The organism is Azospirillum sp. B506, from assembly GCF_000333595.1.
Lineage (GTDB): Bacteria > Pseudomonadota > Alphaproteobacteria > Azospirillales > Azospirillaceae > Azospirillum.
This window is the reverse complement of the sequence record NZ_BADK01001109.1, coordinates 1-5,215: the sequence shown is the minus strand read 5'-3', so window position 1 is coordinate 5,215 and position 5,215 is coordinate 1. Positions and strand designations below refer to the sequence as shown.

Below are 5,215 nucleotides of genomic sequence, written 5' to 3'. Positions count from 1 at the left end.
CGTCTGGTCGCCGAGAACACGCTGACCGTCGACGACCTGATCTGGCCGGTCTTCGTGATCGAGGGCGAGAACCGGCGGGAGCCGGTCGCCTCCATGCCCGGTGTGGAACGCATGACCATTGACCTGCTGTGCGAAGCGGTGACGGAGGCCGGGTCGCTGGGCATTCCCTGCATCGCCCTGTTCCCGGTCGTGGGTTCCGAGGGCAAGTCGGAGGACGCGGCGGAATCCTACAATCCCGAGAACCTGATGAACCGTGCCATCCGCGCGGTGAAGGCTGCCGCCCCCGACATCGGCATTCTGGGCGACGTGGCGCTCGATCCCTACACCACCCACGGGCATGACGGCCTGCTGCGCGACGGCTATATCCAGAATGACGAGACCGTCGAGGTGCTGATCCGTCAGGCACTGTCGCAGGCGGAGGCCGGTGTCGACATCGTCGCCCCGTCCGACATGATGGACGGCCGCATCGGCGCCATCCGCGACAAGCTGGACGTCGAGGGTTATCAACTGACCCGTGTCTGCTCCTATGCCGCCAAATACGCCTCCGCCTTCTACGGCCCGTTCCGTGACGCGGTGAATTCCGGCGGCTTCCTGAAGGGTGACAAGACCACCTACCAGATGAACCCGGCCAACACTGACGAAGCCCTGCGTGAGGTCGCCTGCGACCTGCAGGAGGGCGCCGACATGGTGATGGTTAAGCCGGGCCTGCCCTATCTCGACATCATCCGCCGGGTGAAGGACCAGTTCGCGGTTCCGACCTTCGCCTACCATGTGTCCGGCGAGTACGCGATGCTGCGCGCCGCTTCGGGCAATGGCTGGCTGAACTACGACAAGGCGTTGATGGAAACGCTGATGGGCTTCAAGCGTGCGGGCTGCGATGCCATCCTGACCTATGGCGCGGTGGACGCCGCCAGACTGCTCAGGCAGGGATAATCAGCTCAGGAGCATCTGCACCCGCTCGGGGCCGCAGAGCCAACTGCGGCCCTTGATCTTAAAGGGCCTGCGATGGGCGTCACCCCGTCGGACCTGCGGGTACGCTGACGGGCGCAGTGCCATAGGCGCGGAGCAGTGCGGCGACCGAATCGGCGATCACCCGTTCCGGGTCGGCGGTGACCGGCAAGCCCAGCATGGTCGGCCAGAACAGCACCTCCTTCATGCCGCCCAGCAATTGTGTTGCCACCACATGCGGGTCTGGCGCGTTCAACCGTCCGCGCGCATGCTGGGCGGCAATGTAATCGTCGAGCAACGCATAGGCCTGACTTTTTCCCCCCTCTAGATAATCCTGTGACAACTCGGGGAAGCGCTGATGCTCGGCGATCACGAGCCGCAACAGGCCGCGCACCTCCGGCCGGCCAGTGTGGACCAGCAGGGAACGCAGGAAGATCGGCAGGGCCTGCTCTGGTGGCTGGTCATGGCGCAAGAGGCTCTGGCCGTCGGCACTGCGGAAACCTTCATACAGGCCGGACACCACGGCCTGGAACAGCTCCCGCTTTCCCGGAAAATGGTTGTAGACGGTGCGCTTCGACACGTTGGCGTCGGCGGCGATGGCGTCCATCGACGATGCCTCGTAGCCATGGGTCAGGAAGGCGCGGGTCGCCGCCTCCACCACCGCGTCGCGCTTCACCGATCCGCGCGCGGCATTTCCCGCCTGAGACCCCGCCTGAGACGTTGACATTCTCCCCCCTCTAAGTACACTGCACAGTGTAGTGTATTTGTTGCCGCAGGCCCCCAGGGTAATCCGCCCGGCCGCGGCACGGGAGGGGTAAAGCGATGAAACAGCGCAAAATCGGCAACATTCTCTCGGTTTCCGAAATCGGCCTCGGCTGCATGGGCATGTCAGAGTTCTACGGACCGACCGACGATTCCCAGTCGCTCGCCACGCTGGAACGGGCGCTGGAGCTCGGCGTCACCCATTATGACACCGCCGACATGTACGGCAGTGGCCACAACGAATCGCTGCTCGCCCGCTTCCTGGCCGGCAAGCGCCACCGCGTGACGGTCGCCACCAAGTTCGGCATTGTCCGCCAGCCCGGCGAATATTCCCGCCGGGTCGATACCAGTCCGGCCTATGTGGCCCAGGCCTGCGACGCCTCGCTGAAGCGGTTGGGGGTGGAGACCATCGACCTCTACTACGCCCATCGCATCAACCCGGAGATTCCCGTGGAAGAGACCATCGGCGCCATGGCCGATCTGGTGAAGGCGGGGAAGGTCCGGGCGCTCGGTCTGTCGGAGGTATCAGCCGCCACCCTGCGCCGTGCCCATGCCGTCCACCCCATCGCCGCGGTGCAGAGCGAATACTCGTTGTGGACCCGCGATGTCGAAGCGGCGGTCCTGCCGACCTGCCGGGAGTTGGGCATCTCGCTGGTCGCCTACGCTCCACTTGGGCGCGGCATGCTGACCGGTGCAGTCAGCAGCCCCGACCAGTTCGCCGAGAACGATTTCCGTCGCATCGCGCCCCGCTTCTCCGGGAACAATTTCGACCGCAATCTGGCTCTGGTCGAACAGGTGAAGGCACTGGCGGCGCAAAAGGGTTGCACGCCGGGCCAGGTGGCGCTGGCTTGGCTGCTGGCCCAGGGACCGGACATCCTGCCGATCCCGGGCACCAAACGGATCAAGTATCTGGAGGAGAATGTCAGCGCCGCTGAGGTGACGCTGACCGCGGTGGAGGTGAAGGCGCTGAGCGACGCTCTGCCGCCGGGCGTGGCGGCGGGGGACCGCTATACGGCCGAGGGGATGCGGGGTGTGAATGTGTGATGGTGAGGTGGGGAGTCGTCGCTCGTCGACGGCTCCCCACACCTGCATCACCTACTTCGGAGTCCCGGACCAGACCTGGAACTGCGTGGTTTCCAGCAGCATGTCGCTGTGGCCAAAGGCAGTCTTGAACAGCTTGCCGATGCCGGCCGTCCGCTGGGTCACCGCCACCAGCGTGCCGCGCAGCTTCAGATACTGCTTGGTCCCCGCCACCAGCGCGTCGAGCATGCCGAAATCCTCATCCTTGCCGCGATGAAGCGGCGGGTTGGACAGGATCAGGCCAAAACGCTCCCGGGTTCCCAGCCCATCGAGGCCGTCACTCAGCACCAGTTCGGCATCCGGCACATTCTGGCGGGCGGCGTGCAGGGCGACCGCATCGATGTCCAGCAGGGTCAGCGGTGCGTCAGGCTGGCGTTCACGCACGGCCCGGGCGATCACCCCGGCACCGCAGCCGAAATCGAGCACGCGGGTGCCCGCCGCCACATCCGGCAACACCTTCAACAGGCATTCCGTCCCGGTATCCAGATGGCCATGGGCGAACAGGCCGGATAGGAAACCAGTTCCAGCGTCCGGTCCGGCAGCATCAGGGGGACGGTCCGGCGCCAGTCCTCCAGCGCTCCCTGGGCCGGCGCATCGTGCGGCGGGTCAGCAGCAGTCTGGCACGCCGCTTGATGATCAGCGTTTCAGGCTCTTCCGCCAGCCCGTCGAGATGCTTGGATGCGCTGGTTACGCCTTCGTCATTGCCGCCGGCGATCCAAAGCGGAGCACCGGGAGCAAGGCGTGAGGCCAGCGCATGCAGGGCCATTTCGAATCCGGCCCAGCCGCGCGGCAGGCGCAACACGGCGCCGTCAAACGGTCCTTCGGCCGGCCAGGGCGTTGCAACCTGGCCGCCGATGGCGAGCCGGTTCCAGACCACCACCTCCGCCCCGCCATCGCGCAGAGCCTCGGCAATGGCGCCATCGCTGTCGAAGGCAACCAGAATCCGGCCCTGCGGCCGGATCTCGGACAGGGCTTCGGCGGCCACGGCCGCAACCGTGGAGTCGCGGTCCGTGGCCCGGTTGTCGAGACGTGCCAACGAATTAACCCTTGTCGCGCATCAGCCGCGCCTTGTCGCGCTGCCAGCTGCGTTCCTTCTCGCTCTCGCGCTTGTCGTGCTTCTTCTTGCCGGTGGCGAGACCGATCTCGACCTTGGCATAGCCGCGGTCGTTGAAATAGACCGACATCGGCACGAGGGTAACACCCTTCTGCTTGATGCCGGCCGCGAGCTTGTCCAGCTCACGGCGGCGGACCAGCAACTTGCGCGGGCGCTTCGGCTCATGCTGATCGATGCGGCCGGCCTGGAGATATTCGGGGATGTACGCATTGAACAGGTACAGTTCCCCGCCCTTCAGGCCGGCATAGGCCTCGTTCACACTGGCGCGGCCGCCGCGCAGCGACTTCACCTCGGAGCCGGTCAGCATGATTCCGGCTTCGAGGACATCATCGATGAAGAAGTCGAACCGCGCGCGGCGGTTCTGCGCCGCATATTTTTTTGCTTCCTCGCGCGTCGCCAAATCGCTCTCCTCTACGGCCCGTTGCGTCGCTCAGGACAACAGGCCGGCTTTGGTCATGGCTCCACGCACGGCGGAACGGGCGGTGTCGGACGCCGCAACCAGCGGCAGGCGCACCTCATCGCTGCCGAGTCCGAGCAGGCTGGCCGCGAACTTCACCGGGGCCGGGCTGGTCTCGACGAACATCGAGTCGTGCAGCGGCGACAGCACGTCGCGCAGGCGGAAGGCCTCCTTCAGGTCGCCCTTGGCCCAGGCGGTCTGCATGGCGGAGCACAGCGCCGGCGCGATGTTCGCGGTGACGGAGATGCAGCCCACGCCGCCCTGTGCATTGAAGGCCAGCGCCGTGGCATCCTCGCCCGACAGCTGGATGAAGTCGGGGCCGACCTCCTGCAGCAGGCGGGACGGGCGGGACAGATCGGCGGTCGCGTCCTTCACGCCAACGATGTTGGGCAGCTTTGCAAGCCGCGCCATCGTCGCCACAGACATATCCACGACACTGCGGCCCGGAATGTTGTAAATGAAGATCGGCAAATCCGCCGCGTCATGGATCGCCTTGAAATGCTGGTACAGACCCTCTTGAGACGGCTTGTTGTAATAGGGCGTGACCACGAGCGCCGCCTGCGCGCCGGCCTGCTTGGCATGGCGGGTCAGGGCAATGGCTTCCTCGGTCGAGTTGGAGCCGGTGCCGGCCATCACCGGAACCTTGCCGCCGGCCGCCTCGATGCACAGCTCCACGACGCGGTTGTGTTCCTCGTGGGACAGGGTCGGCGATTCACCGGTGGTGCCGCAGGGCACAAGACCGTGCGTGCCCTGGGCGACCTGCCACTCCACGAAGGACTGGAAGGCCTTCTCGTCCACTTTCCCGCCCTTGAGGGGAGTCAGAAGGGCGACGATGGAACCGTGGAACATGGCTG

7 protein-coding genes are annotated in these 5,215 nt (G+C 65.8%); 2 read left to right on the top strand and 5 right to left on the bottom strand.

What is annotated here, in order from left to right:
* Positions 1-933, top strand: a 933-nt coding sequence (hemB, locus tag I71_RS33870) for a porphobilinogen synthase (RefSeq protein ID WP_042704645.1), incomplete at its 5' end; no start/stop codon positions are given.
* A gap of 79 nt (positions 934-1,012) precedes the next feature.
* Here the strand turns inward: hemB and I71_RS33865 are convergent.
* On the bottom strand, positions 1,013-1,675 hold the full coding sequence (locus tag I71_RS33865) for a TetR/AcrR family transcriptional regulator (protein ID WP_042704644.1): 663 nt from the start codon (positions 1,673-1,675) through the stop codon (positions 1,013-1,015).
* Positions 1,676-1,770: 95 nt separating this feature from the next.
* Here I71_RS33865 and I71_RS33860 point away from each other — a divergent pair, with 95 nt between their 5' ends.
* Complete coding sequence (locus I71_RS33860; protein ID WP_042704642.1) at positions 1,771-2,754, top strand: aldo/keto reductase; 984 nt, start codon at positions 1,771-1,773, stop codon at positions 2,752-2,754.
* A 51-nt stretch (positions 2,755-2,805) separates the two neighbouring features.
* On the opposite strand, the gene I71_RS40410 is transcribed toward I71_RS33860, so the two are convergent.
* From I71_RS40410 to dapA, 4 genes are all read right to left on the bottom strand, one after another.
* The gene (locus I71_RS40410; protein ID WP_244434221.1) at positions 2,806-3,246 is read right to left on the bottom strand and encodes a class I SAM-dependent methyltransferase; all 441 of its coding nucleotides are present in this window, start codon (positions 3,244-3,246) and stop codon (positions 2,806-2,808) included.
* Between the two features lie 88 nt (positions 3,247-3,334).
* Positions 3,335-3,826 carry a hypothetical protein gene (locus tag I71_RS40405; RefSeq protein ID WP_244434220.1) on the bottom strand — a complete coding sequence of 164 codons (492 nt, stop codon included), beginning with the start codon at positions 3,824-3,826 and terminating at the stop codon, positions 3,335-3,337.
* A gap of 4 nt (positions 3,827-3,830) precedes the next feature.
* Positions 3,831-4,304: an SsrA-binding protein SmpB gene (gene smpB / locus I71_RS33850; RefSeq protein ID WP_042704640.1), complete on the bottom strand. Its 474-nt coding sequence runs from the start codon at positions 4,302-4,304 to the stop codon at positions 3,831-3,833.
* A 30-nt stretch (positions 4,305-4,334) separates the two neighbouring features.
* Positions 4,335-5,210, bottom strand: coding sequence for a 4-hydroxy-tetrahydrodipicolinate synthase (dapA, locus tag I71_RS33845; protein WP_042704647.1), 876 nt, complete (start codon positions 5,208-5,210; stop codon positions 4,335-4,337).
* Positions 5,211-5,215 lie beyond the last annotated feature (5 nt).